The sequence below is a fragment of the Streptomyces sp. RKAG293 genome (assembly GCF_023701745.1).
Classification (GTDB): domain Bacteria; phylum Actinomycetota; class Actinomycetes; order Streptomycetales; family Streptomycetaceae; genus Actinacidiphila.
In genome coordinates this window covers 4059032-4074166 of the sequence record NZ_JAJOZB010000001.1, presented here as the reverse complement: position 1 = coordinate 4074166, position 15135 = coordinate 4059032, and the positions used below count along the sequence as shown (strand labels likewise).

Sequence of the window (15135 nt, the reverse complement as noted above, 5' to 3'; positions counted from 1 at the left end):
TACCGTGGTGGCCATGGAGACCTTCCCGAAGATCATCTCGGTGGACGACCACACGGTTGAGCCCCCCAACGTCTGGCGGGACCGGCTCCCGTCCAAGTACCACGACATCGGCCCGCGCGTGGTCCGCGCCCCCCTGAAGGAAATGACCTTCATGGGGGGCAAGTTCGCCCCCGTCATGGGGCAGCCGGGTGACGACGGACCGATCGGCGACTGGTGGATCTACGAGGATCTGCACCGCCCGCTGACCCGCCTCGACACCGCCGTCGGGTACTCCCGCGACGAGATCAAGCTCGAGGTGATCACCTACGAGCAGATGCGTCCCGGTTCCTTCAGCGTGCCCGAGCGGCTGGCCGACATGGACGTCAACCACGTCCAGTCCGCGCTCTGCTTCCCGACCTTCCCGCGGTTCTGCGGCCAGACGTTCACCGAGGCCAAGGACCGGGAGCTCGGGCTGCTCGGAGTGCGGGCGTACAACGACTGGATGGTGGAGGAGTGGTGCGGCCCCGAGGCGCACGGGCGCCTCATACCGCTCACCCTCGTCCCGCTCTGGGACGCGGAGCTGGCGGCGGCCGAGGTGCGCAGGAACGCGGCGCGCGGGGTGCGGGCCGTCTGCTTCTCGGAGATCCCGCCGCACCTGGGGCTGCCCTCCATCCACACCGACGAGTGGGACCCGTTCCTGCGGGCCTGCGACGAGACCGGCACCGTCATCGCGATGCACATCGGCTCGTCCAGCAAGATGCCCTCCACCTCGGCGGACGCGCCGCCCGCGGTCGGTTCGACGATCACCTTCGCCAACTGCTGCTTCTCGATGGTCGACTGGCTGATGTCGGGCAAGTTCGAGCGCTTCCCGAACCTCAAGATCATGTACGCGGAGGGCCAGATCGGCTGGATCCCGTACATCCTGGAGCGCGCGAACGTCGTCTGGGAGGAGAACCGGGCCTGGGGCGGGGTGGCGGACAAGGTGTTCCGGCCGCCGTCCGAGCTCTTCGCCGAGCATGTCTACGGCTGCTTCTTCGACGACGCCTTCGGCCTGAAGAACCTCGACGCCATCGGCGTGGCCAACGTGCTCTACGAGACGGACTACCCGCACTCCGACTCGACGTGGCCCAAGTCGAAGGAGGTCGGCGAGGCGCAGATGGGGCACCTGGCCCCGGACGTCGTCGACCGCATCGTCCGCGGCAACGCCATTTCCCTGCTGGGGCTCACGGACGACGGCCTGTGGGCCGGGCCGGGAGCGTAGCACCGGCCGTGGCCTGACCCCCGCGGGGGTCAGGCCACGGCCTGACCCCCGCGGCGCTGAACCCGGTCGCACCCCTTGTCTGATGGGTCGTCAGCTATCACGATGGACCCCGTCGTAATACTTGACGGTCCGTCAGATAAGAGGGAGTTCCCATGGTGCGGATCCTGCCCGAGGGGCGGCTGGTGTACGGGATGCAACTCCCCATCCAGTCGCAGAGCACCATCTATGCCGAGCCCTGGGAGGCGGACGCCACCCCGGGGGACCTCGCCGCGATAGCCCGCACCGCCGACCGCGCCGGCTTCTTCTACATCGCGAGCTGTGACCACGTGGCCATCCCCCACCGCCTCGCCGGGCCCATGAGCACCATCTGGTACGACCCGGTCGCCACCCTCTCCTTCCTCGCGGGGGTCACCACCCGCGTCCGGCTGATGAGCCATGTCGCCGTCGTCGGGCTGCGCCATCCGCTGATCACCGCCAAGCAGTACGCGACCCTCGACCATCTCAGCGGGGGCCGGCTGATCCTCGGGGTCGGGGCCGGTCACGTGCAGGAGGAGTTCGACGCGGTGGGTGCGGACTTCGCGCGGCGGGGGCCCGTTCTCGACGAGACCATCGACGCGCTGAAGGCGGCGCTGGGGCCCGAGGAGTTCCCCGAGCACCACGGGGAGCTCTTCGATTTCGGCGGCCTCGGGCAGCGGCCCCGGCCGGCCCAGGAGCACGTTCCGGTCTGGGTGGGCGGATCGTCGCCCGCCGCCGTTCGCAGGGCTGCGGTGAAGGCCGACGGATGGCTGCCGCAGGGCGACCCCCGGGACCGGATCCCTGAGCAGATCGCGAAGCTCAGGGAACTGCGGGAGCGGGCCGGCATCGAGGAGCCGATCGAGATCGGCGCGATCGCCGAGCCGCTGCACATCGGCGAGCCCACCTGGAACGTCGGGCGGCGCACGCTGCACGGCAAGCCGGACGCGCTCGCCGAGAGTCTGCGCGAGTACCGCGCGATGGGTGTGGGCCAGATCCAGGTGCGGTTCCGGAGCCGCAGCCGGGACGAGCTGATCGAGCAGATGGAGGCGTTCGGTACGGACGTCGCCCCGCTCCTCAACGACTGAACGGCACGACCGGCCGAACAACGTGAGCGACCGAGGGAGAGACATGGGCAAGCTGGACGGGCGCGTGGTGCTGATCACCGGCGCGTCGCGCGGGCAGGGCGAGCAGGAGGCGCGGCTGTTCGCCGCCGAGGGGGCGAACGTCGTCCTCGCGGACGTGCTCGACGAGCAGGGCGAGGCGCTGGCCAAGGAGATAGGGGACAGCGCGCGCTACGTCCATCTGGACGTGAGCCGCGAGGAGGACTGGGCGGCGGCCGTCGCCGCTACGACGGAGGCCTTCGGCCGGCTCGACGGGCTGGTCAACAACGCGGGCATCCTGCGCTTCAACGAGCTGGCGAGCACCCCGCTGGAGGAGTACCAGCTGGTGGTGCAGGTCAACCAGGTGGGCGCGTTCCTCGGCATGCGGGCGGCGATCCCCGCCATCGAGGCGGCCGGCGGCGGCACCATCGTCAACACCGCCTCGTACACCGCGCTGACCGGCATGGCGCTGCTGACGTCGTACGCCGCCACGAAGGCCGCGATCGTCGGGATGACGCGGGTGGCGGCGATGGAGGGCGCGCCCAAGGGGATCCGGGTGAACGCGATGTGCCCCGGCGCCATCGACACCCCCATGTCCAACCCCTCCCAGCTCGATCCGGAGGCGGACCCGGCGGAGTCCTCGGCGGCGCTGGACGAGTTCTACAGGAAGCTCGTACCGCTCGGCCGGATCGGTCAGCCGGTCGAGGTGGCGAAGCTCGCACTGTTCCTGACCAGCGATGACTCGTCGTACATCACCGGGCAGCCGTTCGTGATCGACGGCGGCTGGCTCGCCGGGGTCTCGGTCTTCTAGTCGCTGAATCTGACACATCATCAGCTATTGACGCTCCGCCGAGGCGGTGCCAGAGTCGTTCGTATCTGACGGAGTGTCAGAAAACTTTAGGACGGTGAACCTCCTTGGAATTCGGGCTCTTTGTACAGGGATATGTGCCTGTCGCGCGCTCCGCGGTCGACCCCCAGGCGGAGCACAAGGTGCTGCTGGAGGAGACCGAGTACGTCATCCAGGCGGACAAGTCCGGCTTCAAGTACGCCTGGGCCTCCGAGCACCACTTCCTGGAGGAGTACTCGCACCTGTCGGCGAACGAGGTCTTCCTCGGCTACCTCGCCCACGCCACCGAGCGCATCCACCTCGGATCCGGCATCTTCAACCCCCTCGCCCCCGTCAACCACCCGGTGAAGGTCGCCGAGAAGGTCGCGATGCTCGACCACCTCTCCGAGGGCCGGTTCGAGTTCGGCTCGGGGCGCGGGGCGGGCAGCCACGAGATCCTGGGGTTCATGCCGGGCATCACCGACATGAACCACACCAAGGAGATCTGGGAAGAGACCATCGCCGAGTTCCCCAAGATGTGGCTCCAGGACGAGTACGTCGGCTTCCAGGGGAAGCACTGGTCACTGCCGCCGCGCAAGATCTTCCCCAAGCCGTACGGGAAGTCGCACCCGGCCATGTGGTACGCCGCCGGATCGCCGTCCTCGTACGCGATGGCCGCCAAGAAGGGCCTGGGAGTACTCGGCTTCAGCGTCCAGAAGGTCTCCGACATGGAGTGGGTGCTGGAGCAGTACAAGAACGGCATCCAGGAGGCCGAGCCGATCGGCGACTTCGTCAACGACAACGTCATGGTGACGTCCACCGCCATCTGCGCGGAGACGCACGCCAAGGCCGTCGAGATCGCCGCCAAGGGCGGCCTCAACCGGCTGCAGTCGCTGGTCTTCCGCTACCACGACACCTTCCCCCGGCCCGAGGGCATCCCCGAGTGGCCGGAACTGCTCCCCGAGTACAGCGAGGAGATCATCGAACTCCTCATCGCCGAGGAGCTGATGATCTGCGGCGACCCGGACGAGGTCACCGCGCAGTGCAAGCGCTGGGAGCAGGCCGGCGCCGACCAGCTCTCCTTCGGGCTGCCGATCGGGATCTCGTACGAGGACACGATGAACACGATCAAGCTCATCGGTGAGCACGTCATCCCGAAGATCGACACGGACCCGGTGCACCGCACCACCCGGTTCCGCCAGGCGGCGGGCCAGTAGAAGCGGGGGCGGCGTCTTCCCGGACCGCCGCCCCGCGCCTCCGGCCGGGACAGGGCGTCATACGGCAGCGGTCTGCCGACCTGTCCGGACCGGAGGCGCAACCACGCCCGCACGACTTCACAACCCGGAGAGGTGAGATCGACCATGCTTGACCACCTGATCAAGGGCGCCACCGTGGTGGACGGCACGGGATCCCCCGCGTACACCGCCGACGTCGGTCTGCGCGGCGGCAAGATCGCCACCATCGCCGAACCCGGCACCGTCACGGAGCCCGCCCGGACCCAGGAGGACGCCACCGGCCTCGTCCTGACCCCCGGCTTCGTCGACCCCCACACCCACTACGACGCCCAGCTGTTCTGGGACCCCTTCGCCACCCCGTCCATGAACCACGGTGTCACCACCATCGCGGGCGGCAACTGCGGCTTCACCCTCGCTCCGCTCAACCCCGCCCGCCCCGAGGACGCCGACTACACGCGCCGCATGATGTCCAAGGTCGAGGGCATGTCCCTCAAGGCCCTGGAGGACGGCGTCGACTGGACCTGGTCCTCCTTCGGCGACTACCTCGACGCCCTCGAAGGACGCATCGCCGTCAACGCGGGCTTCATGGTCGGCCACTGCGCGCTCCGCCGGCACGTCATGGGCCCGGACGCCGTCGGCGGACAGCCGACCGAGCAGCAGCTGGAGCAGATGCTCCAGCTCTTCCACGAATCCATGGCCGCCGGCGGCTGGGGACTGTCCACCACCCAGTCCTCCACCCACTCCGACGGCGACGGCCGACCCGTCGCCTCCCGGCACGCGGGCCGCGACGAACTCATCGCCCTGTCCCGCGCCGTCGGCGAACACGAGGGCACCCAGATCGAGGCGATCGTCGCCGGCTGCCTCGACCAGTTCGCCGACGAGGAGATCGACCTCTTCGTCGACATGAGCGCCGCCGCCGGACGCCCCCTCAACTGGAACGTCCTCACCATCGACGCCTCCGTCCCGGCCCGCGTCCCCCGCCAGCTCGCCGCCTCCGAACGCGCCCGCAAGGCCGGCGGCCGCATCGTCGCCCTCACCATGCCGATCCTCACCCCCATGAACATGTCCCTCGGCACGTTCTGCGCCCTCAACCTCATTCCCGGCTGGGGCGAGATCCTCAACCTCCCCATCCCGGAACGCATCGCGAAACTCCGCGACCCCGCCGTCCGCACCGAAATGCTGCGCAGCGCCAACAGCCCCGAAGCCGGCGTCTTCCGCCGCCTCGCCAACTTCGGCCGCTACGTCATCGGCGACACGTACACCGAGGCCAACGCCGGCGTCAGCGGCCGCGTCGTCAAGGACATCGCCGCAGAACGCGGGCAGGAGGCGTTCGAGACCATCGTCGAGATCTGCGCCAACGACGACATGCGCACCGTCCTGTGGCCGATGCCCACCGACAACGACCCGGACAGCTGGGCCCTCCGCGCCCGCACCTGGGAACACGAGGACGTCCTGCTCGGCGGCTCCGACGCGGGCGCCCACCTCGACCGCATGTGCGGCGCCCCCTACACCACCCGCTTCCTCGGCGACTGCCTCCGCGGCCGCCGCCTGGTCCCGCTGGAACAGGCCGTCCGCATGCTCACCGACGACCCCGCCCAGCTCTTCGGCCTCCGCGGCCGGGGCCGGATCACCGAGGGCTACTACGCCGACCTCGTCCTCTTCGACCCCGCCCGCATCGACGCCGGCATCGCCACCCTCGTCCACGACCTCCCGGGCAACAGCCCCCGGCTCGACTCGCGGGCGATCGGCATCGTCTCCGTACGGGTGAACGGGGTCGAGACGATCAGGGACGACGAGATCACGGGCGCCGTCCCCGGAACGGTGTTGCGGTCGGGCCGCGACACGGCATCCGTATCGACGGTTTGAGAACCCGCCCCAGGCGGGGGCGGGTACGCCAGCCAGCGCGGGTCGCGCCTGCTCCAGCGGGGGGTGCGGGTACGCCAGCGCGCGCGACGCCGTTGCGCCTGCGGCGGGCTTTTCCCCACCCACCCGCCCGATCCCGGCACCGATGCAGGCGCGTCGGCACCCGCCCGCAGACCCGGGGACGGTGTTCCCGCCCGCACCAGCAGCCAGGCTGTGACGTGAGGGGGACGGGGCCGCAGGGGTGGGGTTTCGAAATGCTGCCGAGCTATTTGTGGGCGGCCACGCCCGTAAATAGTCGATTTCGAAGCCCCGCCCCGGAGGACCCGGCCCCCGACCCCCCACCAACCGGCCCGCCCGCTACCGAACGTCCAGCCAAACCGGATTCGTCAACGCAGCAACCGCGCCCGGAAGGCCACTCGCCCCACCGTCAGTAACCGGATGCCGCACCTCCGCCCGGACGTACGCCGCCAGCGACGCCGTCGTCCGCCACTCGACGGAACCCACCCCGGAGGGAGCAAGCTGCGTGGCGAACATCTGGCCCTCGTCCGTCATCAACCGCACCTGCGCCCCGAACACCCCGCCCCCGTCCGGCGCCCCCGGCGCCCCCGGCGCCCCCGGCGCCCCCCTCACCCCCGACACCTCCAGCCGCACCGTCACCACATCCTCCGCCCCCACCACCAACCGCTCCCCGATCCCCGCATGCTCCCCCCGCGGCCCGGTCGCCGTGAAAGCGAGCTGCACGCCGGACGACTCCGCCAGCCAGCTGCGCCCCGCGCGGATTCCCGCGAGCAGAGCGTCACGGTCGAGGCCGTCCGCGAGGACGACCGTCTGGGGGAGGCCCACGACATTCGGCTCGCGGTGGGCGTCCGAGTTGCCCATGGCGGGGATCCAGTGACCGTCGCCGCGGGTGGACGCCGTGAGGAGGTTGTCCCAGGTGTTGAGGGAGAGCTCGTCGTCGGGGCCCCAGGGGCCGTTCCAGACCTCGATGGCGTCCGCCTGGTCGTAGCCGAACTTCCACTGGCTGGCGGGGAAGATCCCGTACGGATGGGCCGGCACCACCAGGCCGCCCGCGCCACGGATCCTGCGCGCGAACCGCGGGTACGCGTCGTCGCGGGCGCGGTAGCGCCAGTCGAACCAGACGCCGGGGTCCGTGCCGATGGCCAGGTAGTGGCCGTTGCGGGTGGTGATCTCCTCGCCGGTGAGGACGAGCAGGTCGTCGCCGGCGAGCGGTCCGTAGGCGGAGTGCGCGGACGTGGTGTTGTGTTCGCTGGTGTTGATGAAGTCGAGTCCGGCGGCGCGCGCGGCGGCGGTGACCTCGGCCGGGGTGCGCTGCCCGTCGGAGTGGACGGTGTGCAGATGGCAGTCGCCGCGGTACCAGGCGCGGCCGCGCCCCTTGGCGTGCTGCGGCGGGTAGGTGGGCGCCGGGGTGGTGTCCCGCGGGCCGTAGCGCAGGGTGATGGTGACGGAGTAGTCCAGCCCCTGTGGCGCGACGGTGTACGGCCCGAGGACGACGTTCCAGGTGCCGGGAGAGACGGGTCCCGCGAGATACCCCGGCGTGGCCTGCTCGGCGCTGATCGCGAACGCGGTGCGCGCGCCGCCGGACCAGCCACGGAAGCCCTTGCCGCCGAGCGCGGTGCCGTGCTGGTCGAAGATGCCGATGTCGCAGGCGTTGCCGACGGTTCCGACGGGCACGGCCGGCCGGTCGTAGGTGTAGGAGACGGCGATCTCACGGACGCCGTGCGGCACGTTCACGGGCAGGTAGACGAAGTCCGCCACACCGGTGGGCAGATGTCCGGTGACGGTACGGGTCTCCTCGGCCGCGGGGGCGCTGTCCTGCGCACCCGCCGGCTCGGCTCCGGCGAAGCTCACAGGAGCCAGCGTAAACACTCCGGTGGCTCCCGCGAGCGCCGTGAACTTCAGAACTTCGCGTCGTTCCATCCGTCGTGCCTCCTGGGCGAGAGGGGTGGGAGGTGCCGCAGCGAAGTGTTCTACTCCGGAGCGTCGGCGGCCGGAACGGCGAGCGGCCGGCGGATGACCGGATCGCATGCAAACGCACACGTACCTGAACGACCTGAACGAAGTTCGACTCCACCCCGTTGCCACCCCACCCCGTTGTCGCCCCACCCTCAACCGGAGGTTGCCCGTGCGGATCAACACCACGATCTTCCTGACCGACGAGACCATCGGCCCCGTCCGCCTCGCCGAGGAGCTGGAGCAGCGCGGGTTCGCCGGGCTGTTCCTGCCGGAGCACACGCACATTCCGGTGGCCAGGACCACTCCGGCGCCGATGGGGGAGCCGCTGCCGCGCGAGTACGGGCGGACGCTCGACCCGTTCACCGCGCTCGCGGCCGCCGCGGCGGTCACCCGGCGGATCGCGCTGGGGACCGCCATCACGCTGGTGGCGCAGCACGATCCGATCGTGCTGGCGAAGCAGATCGCCACGCTCGACCACCTGTCGGGCGGGCGGTTCACGCTCGGGGTGGGTTTCGGCTGGAACGTGGAGGAGGCGGCGGACCACGGGGTGGAGTGGGCGCGGCGGCGCGATCTCGTACGGGACCGGATGCGGGTGATGCGGGCACTGTGGGCGCCCGAGCCGACGGCGTACGCGGGGGAGTTCGCGTCGGTGGCGGCGAGCCAGGCCCATCCCAAGCCGGTGGGTCCGCTGCGGACGCTGGTCGGCGGGGCCGCGGGACCGAAGCTGTTCGGACACATCGCGGACTACGCGGACGGCTGGATGCCGATCGGGGGCGGCGGCCTCGCGGACGCGCTGCCGCGGCTGCGCGAGGTGTGGGACGGGGCGGGCCGCGGGCCGGGCGGGCCGCGGATCGTTCCGTCGGCGGTGCGCCCGACCGAGGGCAAGCTCGCGCACTTCGGTGAGCTGGGCATCGAGGAGTGCGTGGTCCAGCTGCCGCCGGCCGGCGAGGACGAGGTGCTGCGCGTGCTGGACGACTACGCGCGGTTCCTGTGACCGGCGCTGGGCCCCGCGTAAAGCGCAGCGCGACCCGCCCGCCGGAGTTCTCGCGTCCCGATCGAGCCGCCCCCCGGGTGGCCAACGCCATAGCAAGTGCCATGACCCCGGGTGCCGGGCAGCGACCTATGCTCGGGAGATGACCATGAGCCTGTCCCGCCCCGAGGAGCCGACCCCCACTGCCAACGGCATGCGGCGCGCGCTGAAGCGTGCCCGCGACGGAGTCGCGCTGGACACCGCCGAGGCGGCGGTGCTGCTGCAGGCACGTGGTGACGACCTGGTGGACCTGTCCGCGACCGCGGCCCGGGTGCGTGACGCGGGCCTGGAGACGGCCGGGCGGCCCGGGGTGATCACGTACTCGCGGAAGGTCTTCATCCCGCTGACCCGGCTGTGCCGTGACAAGTGCCACTACTGCACCTTCGTGACGGTGCCGGGCAAGCTGCGCCGTGCGGGCCACGGGATGTTCCTGTCTCCCGACGAGGTCCTCGACATCGCGCGCAAGGGCGCGGAAATGGGCTGCAAGGAGGCCCTGTTCACGCTCGGGGACCGTCCGGAGGAGCGCTGGCCGGAGGCGCGGGAGTGGCTCGACGCGCACGGGTACGACGACACGCTCGCGTATGTGCGGGCGATGTCGATCCGGGTGCTGGAGGAGACCGGCCTGCTGCCGCACCTGAACCCCGGTGTGCTGTCCTGGCAGGACCTGCAGCGTCTCAAGCCGGTCGCGCCGTCGATGGGCATGATGCTGGAGACGACGGCGACCCGGCTGTGGTCCGAGCCCGGCGGCCCGCACTACGGCTCGCCCGACAAGGACCCGGCCGTACGGCTGCGGGTCCTCGAGGACGCCGGCCGCTCCAACGTCCCGTTCACCACCGGCATCCTGATCGGGATCGGCGAGACGTACGCGGAGCGCGCCGAATCGCTGTTCGCCATACGGAAGATCGCCCGGCAGTACCACGGCATCCAGGAAGTGATCATTCAGAACTTCCGCGCCAAGCCGGACACCGCGATGCGCGGGATGCCGGACGCGGAGCTGGAGGAGCTGGCGGCGGCGATCGCGGTCGCCCGGCTGCTCCTCGGCCCGGCGGCCCGCGTCCAGGCGCCGCCGAACCTGGTGGACGGGGAGTACGCGCGGTTCATCGACGCGGGGATCGACGACTGGGGCGGGGTGTCCCCGCTGACCCCCGACCACGTCAACCCCGAGCGCCCGTGGCCGAACATCGACGAGCTGGCGGAGCGGACCGCGGCCGCCGGGTTCACGCTGCGCGAGCGGCTCACGATCTACCCCGAGTTCATCCAGCGCGGCGAGCCGTGGCTCGACCCGCGGCTGCTGCCGCACGTCCGGGCCCTGGCGGACCCCGGGACGGCGCTGGCGGACGAGAACGCCAAGCCCGTCGGGCTGCTCTGGCAGGAGCCGGACGAGGCGTTCACCGCCACCGGCCGCACCGACCTGCACGCGACGATCGACACCACCGGGCGCACCGGCGACCGCAGGGACGACTTCGACGACGTGTACGGGGACTGGGAGTCGCTGCGCGAGCAGGCGGCGCCCGGGATGGTGCCTGACCGGGTCGACGGGGACGTACGGTCCGCGCTCGTGACCGCCGCGGACGACCCGACGAAGCTCACCGACGAGCAGGCGCTCGCGCTGCTGCACGCGGACGGCCCGGCGCTGGACGCGCTGTGCCGGATCGCGGACGACGTGCGGCGCGACACGGTCGGCGACGAGGTCACGTACATCGTCACCAGGAACATCAACTTCACCAACGTCTGCTACACCGGCTGCCGCTTCTGCGCCTTCGCGCAGCGCCGCACCGACGCGGACGCGTACACGCTGTCCCTGTCGCAGGTCGCCGACCGCGCCGAGCAGGCGTGGGAGGTCGGCGCGACCGAGGTGTGCATGCAGGGCGGCATCCACCCGGACCTGCCGGGCACCGCGTACTTCGACATCGCGCGGGCGGTGAAGGAGCGCGTGCCGGGCATGCATGTGCACGCCTTCTCACCGATGGAGGTCGCCAACGGGGCGACGCGTACGGGTATGTCGATCCGCGACTGGCTGGCGGCGGCCCAGGAGGCCGGGCTCGACTCGATCCCCGGCACGGCCGCCGAGATCCTGGACGACGAGGTGCGCTGGGTCCTCACCAAGGGCAAGCTGCCGACGGCGACATGGGTGGAGGTGGTGAAGGCCGCGCACTCGCTGGGCCTGCGCTCGTCCTCCACGATGATGTACGGGCATGTGGACCAGCCGCACCACTGGCTGGGCCATCTGCGGCTGCTCGCCGAGATCCAGCAGGAGACCGGCGGCTTCACGGAGTTCGTGACGCTGCCCTTCATCCACACCAACGCGCCCGTCTACCTGGCCGGTATCGCCCGCCCGGGTCCGACCCTGCGGGACAACCGCGCGGTCACGGCGATGGCCCGGCTGCTGCTGCACACCCATATCCCCAATATCCAGACCAGTTGGGTCAAGCTGGGCGCGGAGGGCGCGGCGGAGATGCTGCGCTCCGGGGCGAACGACCTGGGCGGCACGCTGATGGAGGAGACCATCTCCCGGATGGCCGGCTCCAGTTACGGTTCCTACCGGTCGATCCAGGACCTGGTCGCCATCGCGGAATCGGCCGGCCGGCCGTCCCGTCAGCGCACCACCCTGTACGGCGAGGTCTCCGAGGAGCGCCGGGCGGCGGGCCTCGCCTCCGACGGCCATCTGCCCGAGCTGCTGCCGGTGCTCGACGCGTAGCGGTGCGGGGCGGACGGCGGATGGACAGGGGGCGTGCGACGGCCTCGGGGGCGTGCGCGGGGCCACTGGCCGGTGCACCCCCTGTGCCGTCGGGCACACGGGACGTGAGCGGCATTGTCGACTATCGTGCTGCGACTGACAGCTGCTGACCGAAGGGGCTCGCTTTGACGGCGGTTTGGGGACGGGCGCAGCAGCAGGATTTCCGCAGCCGCGTACGCGGCTGCCTGCTCGGCGGGGCCATCGGCGACGCGCTGGGCGCGGGCATCGAGTTCGACTCGCTCAAGGCGATCCGGGCCGAGCACGGCCCGGACGGCGTCACGGACTTCGTGCCGGCGTTCGGCCGCCGGGGCACGGTCACCGACGACACCCAGATGACCCTTTTCACCACAGAAGGCTTGATACGGGCCCAGGTGCGCCGCGACAGCGGCGCCTGGCATCCGCCCACCGATGTGCACCGCGCCTATCTGCGCTGGGCGGCCACCCAGAGCGACTGGGGGCCCGACGAGCGCCGCAAGGACACCGGGTGGCTGGCGCGCGAGGAGTGGCTGTACGCGCGCCGCGCGCCCGGCCGGGCGTGTCTGAACGGGCTCGGCGACGACCGGATGGGCACCGTCGAGAATCCCAAGAACCCCGGCTCCAAGGGCTGCGGCACGGTGATGCGCTCCGCGCCGTTCGGGCTGCTGGTCGGCTGGGAGCCGGGGCTGGTGTTCCAGCTCGCCGTCGAGTGCGCGGCGCAGACCCACGGCCATCCCACCGGGCAGCTGGCCGCGGGCGCGTTCGCCGTCATCGTGCACGGACTGGCGCGCGGGGACGCGCTCGACGGTGCCGTGCAGCACGCGCTGGCGCTGCTCGGCTCGCGCCCTGACCACCAGGAGACCACGGACGCCCTGCAGCGGGCGCTGGGCGCCGTCCGGCAGGGGATGCCGTCACCGGAGCGCGTGGAGTCGCTGGGGGAGGGCTGGACGGCGGAGGAGGCGCTGGCGATCGGCGTGTACTGCGCGCTCGTCGCCGAGGACGTCCGGCACGGTCTGCTGCTGGCGGTGAACCACGGCGGGGACAGCGACTCGACCGGTTCGGTCTGCGGCAACCTGCTGGGCGCGCAGCACGGCGAGACGGCGCTGCCGCCGTCGTGGATAGCGGAGCTGGAGGGGCGCGGCACGATCCTGCAGCTCGCCGACGACTTCGCGATGGAGATGACGCAGGCCCCGGCGCTGCACGGCCCGGCCGGGTCGTCACCGTCCTGGCTGGAGCGCTACCCGAACGCGTAAGGGCCGGTCCCGTCGGAGGATCCCGTCGGAGGACCGGCCCTTACGTCTGGTAGCCGCCGGCTCAGTCGTTGGCGGGGACCGCCGCCGTGTCCTGCGGCTCGGCCGGCTCCGGGATGGCCGCCGCCGCGGCGGAACCGCCGTCGCCGCCACCGTCGGTGTTGATCTTCTCCAGCAGCGCGTCCCGCTCCGGGGTGTCCTCCGGCTTGATGAAGCCGATGACGATGTACAGGACGAGCGAGACCGCGAGCGGCACCGAGATCTGGTACTCCAGGTTCACCCCGCCGTCGATCGCGTCGTTGACCGGGTAGTTGAGCAGGTAGAACGCCAGGAGACCCATCGCCCAGCTGGTGAGCGCGGCGGTCGGCCCGGACTTACGGAACGGTCGCAGCAGGCCGAGCATGAAGGGGATCGCGATCGGCCCCATCAGTCCCGCCACCCACTTGATGACGATGGTGATGATGTCCTTGAAGGTGGGCGAGTTGACCTGGGTGGCGATGGCCATGGACAGGCCGAGGAAGGCGAGCGTGGTGAGCCGCGCGGCGATCAGGCCGGCGCGCTGGGTCCAGGCCCGTGCCGTCTTGGAGAACGCCGGGGCGATGTCGCGGGTGACGACGGCCGCGATGGCGTTGGCGTCGGAGGAGCACATGGCCATCGTGTGCGAGAAGAAGCCGACGACGACCAGGCCCAGCAGTCCGTGCGGCAGCAGCTGCTCGACCATCAGGCCGTACGAGTCCGACCCGTCGGGCTTCTTGGCGGTCACCAGCAGCGGGGAGACCCACATCGGGAAGAAGAGGACCAGCGGCCAGACGAACCACAGGGCGGCGGAGAGCCGGGCCGAACGGACGGCCTCCTTGGCGTTGGCGGTGGCCATGTAGCGCTGGGCCTGGTTCCACATGCCGCCGTTGTACTCGAAGGTCTTGATGAACAGATACGCCAGCAGGAAGATCAGCGTGTACGGCCCCGCGGTGCCGCTGGTGTGGCCCTGCAGCTTCGGGTCGTCCCAGACGTTCCAGATCCCGCTGATGCCGCCGATCTTGCCGAGGGCGGCCACCAGCATGGCGATCCCGGCCAGCAGCTGGATGACGAACTGCCCCAGCTCGGTGAGCGCGTCGGCCCACAGACCGCCGACCGTGCAGTAGATGGCGGTGATCGCGCCGGTGATGACGATGCCCTGGGTGATCGTGACGCCGGTGAACACCGACAGCAGGGTCGCGATCGCCGCCCACTTGGCTCCCACGTCGACGATCTTCAGCAGCACACCGGACCAGGCGAGCGCCTGCTGGGTGGTGAGGTTGTACCGGTTCTTGAGGTATTCGAGCGGTGAGGCGACATGCAGCCGGGAGCGCAGCCGGCTGATCCGGGGCGCGAAGAGGTTGGCGCCGATGGCGATGCCGATCGCGATCGGGAAGGACCAGGTGACGTAGGACGTCACCCCGTACTTGTAGGCGATGCCCGCGTATCCGGTGAACATCACCGCGCTGTATCCGGACATGTGGTGCGAGATGCCCGCCAGCCACCAGGGCATCTTGCCGCCGGCGGTGAAGTAGTCGCCGACATCGTCGATGCGCTTGTGCGACCAGACTCCGATCGCGATCATCACGCCGAAGTAGGCGATGAGTACGGCCCAGTCGAGATTGTTCATGTCCCCTCCAGGGGGTCCGCCTTGTGAACGTGAAACGCACTTCGCTGTGACGTTCGCTGCGGCGGGTGTCCCCGTGCGGGAGTGGGGACTTCCGGGATTGAACCCCCTGTCAGGGCGGGCGGTCAAGGGTCTTCGCGTTCAAGAGTCTGAACAGGAATCAGAAAGCCGAACGATTTTACTCGTTCTTGACCTTCCTTGGCATTGTCGTGACCGTGACGGCGAACACACGATGAGCGGGCACTTC

The 15135-nt window shown here is 70.6% G+C and carries 10 protein-coding genes; 8 read left to right on the top strand and 2 right to left on the bottom strand.

All coding sequences use genetic code 11. The features are described from left to right. The first annotated feature begins 13 nt into the window (after positions 1–13). The 5 genes from LNW72_RS17875 to LNW72_RS17855 all read left to right on the top strand — a co-directional run bounded on the left by LNW72_RS17875 (position 14) and on the right by LNW72_RS17855 (position 6282). Entirely contained in the window at positions 14–1240 is a 1227-nt protein-coding gene (locus LNW72_RS17875; RefSeq protein WP_250980201.1) for an amidohydrolase family protein, read from the top strand. Between the two features lie 152 nt (positions 1241–1392). Continuing rightward, positions 1393–2340 (top strand): LLM class F420-dependent oxidoreductase, encoded by a 948-nt coding sequence (locus tag LNW72_RS17870; RefSeq protein WP_250976336.1) that lies wholly within the window; start codon positions 1393–1395, stop codon positions 2338–2340. 43 nt (positions 2341–2383) lie between these two features. Further along, positions 2384–3166 (top strand): glucose 1-dehydrogenase, encoded by a 783-nt coding sequence (locus LNW72_RS17865; RefSeq protein WP_250976335.1) that lies wholly within the window; start codon positions 2384–2386, stop codon positions 3164–3166. Positions 3167–3270: 104 nt separating this feature from the next. Next, positions 3271–4398: an LLM class flavin-dependent oxidoreductase gene (locus tag LNW72_RS17860; RefSeq protein ID WP_138353581.1), complete on the top strand. Its 1128-nt coding sequence runs from the start codon at positions 3271–3273 to the stop codon at positions 4396–4398. A gap of 144 nt (positions 4399–4542) precedes the next feature. After that, positions 4543–6282, top strand: a complete 1740-nt coding sequence (locus LNW72_RS17855) for a D-aminoacylase (protein ID WP_250976334.1) — start codon at positions 4543–4545, stop codon at positions 6280–6282. A gap of 354 nt (positions 6283–6636) precedes the next feature. Here LNW72_RS17855 and LNW72_RS17850 read toward each other — a convergent pair whose 3' ends face one another. Beyond that, positions 6637–8217 carry a CehA/McbA family metallohydrolase gene (locus LNW72_RS17850; RefSeq protein WP_250976333.1) on the bottom strand — a complete coding sequence of 527 codons (1581 nt, stop codon included), beginning with the start codon at positions 8215–8217 and terminating at the stop codon, positions 6637–6639. A 205-nt stretch (positions 8218–8422) separates the two neighbouring features. Between LNW72_RS17850 and LNW72_RS17845 the strand changes: the two genes are divergently transcribed. The 3 genes from LNW72_RS17845 (at position 8423) to LNW72_RS17835 (ending at position 13249) form a co-directional block, all read left to right on the top strand. Then, the gene (locus LNW72_RS17845) at positions 8423–9247 is read left to right on the top strand and encodes a TIGR03619 family F420-dependent LLM class oxidoreductase (RefSeq protein WP_250976332.1); all 825 of its coding nucleotides are present in this window, start codon (positions 8423–8425) and stop codon (positions 9245–9247) included. Between the two features lie 139 nt (positions 9248–9386). After that, positions 9387–11981, top strand: a complete 2595-nt coding sequence (locus tag LNW72_RS17840) for a bifunctional FO biosynthesis protein CofGH (protein WP_250976331.1) — start codon at positions 9387–9389, stop codon at positions 11979–11981. A 164-nt stretch (positions 11982–12145) separates the two neighbouring features. Further along, positions 12146–13249 (top strand): ADP-ribosylglycohydrolase family protein, encoded by a 1104-nt coding sequence (locus LNW72_RS17835; RefSeq protein ID WP_250976330.1) that lies wholly within the window; start codon positions 12146–12148, stop codon positions 13247–13249. Positions 13250–13310: 61 nt separating this feature from the next. Here LNW72_RS17835 and LNW72_RS17830 read toward each other — a convergent pair whose 3' ends face one another. Further along, positions 13311–14891 carry a sodium:solute symporter family protein gene (locus LNW72_RS17830; protein ID WP_250976329.1) on the bottom strand — a complete coding sequence of 527 codons (1581 nt, stop codon included), beginning with the start codon at positions 14889–14891 and terminating at the stop codon, positions 13311–13313. Between the last annotated feature and the right edge of the window lie 244 nt (positions 14892–15135).